Source organism: Plesiomonas sp., assembly GCF_051650925.1.
Lineage (GTDB): Bacteria > Pseudomonadota > Gammaproteobacteria > Enterobacterales > CAMTGL01 > Plesiomonas.
Genome location: NZ_JBOFRH010000267.1, coordinates 1 through 1,555 on the forward strand (window position 1 = coordinate 1; position 1,555 = coordinate 1,555).

Genomic DNA, 1,555 nt, shown 5'->3' on the forward strand with positions numbered 1-1,555 from the left:
TTTTTATATCTGATTGATTTTTAATTATTTTTATCGTTGGCATAAAACATGCCTGAGATCTATTTAGACATAAGGTCATAGCGCTGATCACCCTTTCCGTATCAAACAGGATTGAACATCAAAGATGAAAATCGTCTACCCCATGCTACTGGGGGACAGCAGCAATCCTACCGAGGTAGCCTCACTCGACGCGTTTATCGGCAAGCTCAGTGATCTCAACAGCGGCACTTTTCCTATCGGGCGCAACCGACTCTGGCATGGCGGCATTCACCTGAGTGAAAAAGGCGGGTGGCACCCCAGTGGCGCTGTTCGCGCTATAGCCGATGGCGAAATTGTGGTCTACCGTCTGGCAACTCAACCAGCCAAGGCAACCCGCCAACCCGAGCAAGGCCAACCGGGGCAACATATTGATTTATATACCTCCCCCTCATTTTGCCTAATACGCCATCACTACGAAGCTGGTGAGCAGAATAAAAATCGCCTGACTTTTTACAGCCTCTACATGCATATAGCCTGTGAGAATGCCTACAGCGCTGAAGCAGAACATCACCTGCTGACCGGAAGTAACGTGTCTATCTACAGCGCAATGGCCGGATTACAACTCAAGGCAGAAGACAAATTGGGTTCAGCGCGTCAAGGTGCGGAAATTATCTTAATGGATAATCCCTCAGAGCGCCGCAACCTGAAAAATGAACCCCATACCTACCAATTAGTGCGTTATACCACCCCTAAAACCGGTGAACCTCCGCAGTTTTATGTCGCAACCCAATACATTAAAGCGGAGCACAAAACTAAACCCCGCTGGATGACACCACCAGAAAGTAAACCTGCACGCTATAAAATCCCCCATAATGCGTGGCTGCGAAAAACACCACAAAGTACAACAGGAAGCCTTGGTCTCTCAGCAGGCAGCGAAGTAGTTGTCTCCGCAGTACAACAGATAGTGACCATTAACGGCGGCCCTACCGAATTTCGTAAAGTACAGGTGTTCAAGGCGGGCAACAACATCGTAAAAGACAGTGCGAATCAGGATATGCCCTCTGCCCACAAAAACGCTGTCGGCTGGTTGGCAAAAAGCAAGATAGGCACAGCACTGGCTGCCGAATCACACAGCGCCATCGAGTTCGATAAAGTCGTCGATCGCAGCCAAAACCCAATAATAGTGCAGGCTGGAGATATGATCGGCCACTGGGGTGAGCACCAAATAGCCACCTCCTCCACCTCGGGATTTAACATTGACCCCGACCAAAAGGCCGTACACTTTGAAGTGTTTGTTGTCGAAAAAGACCAACACGATAAGCAAGCTCTTGAGGATTGCATCCAGAATAAGGCGCGGATAACCCACGGTCAGAATTATCTGGTGATTAAAAAAGATAAAAAAGTCACGACCTGCCGCTTAACCCACCACAACAACCAACCGAGCTACACAAGCGTAGCCACCTTTGGGCCGCTTACCACCCCGCTTGCCGTAAAGAAATCCGATATCGTCACCCATGGCGCTCAACAGTTTGTCAGGATACGAGAGCAAGCGGCGGCAGAAGGCGAACTTGCCGGA

The 1,555-nt window shown here is 49.5% G+C and carries 1 protein-coding gene; it reads left to right on the forward strand.

All coding sequences use genetic code 11. The features are described from left to right. Positions 1-124: 124 nt before the first annotated feature. Positions 125-1,555 (forward strand): hypothetical protein (locus tag ACRC27_RS06360; RefSeq protein ID WP_438639446.1); only part of this gene is annotated, 1,431 nt, incomplete at its 3' end.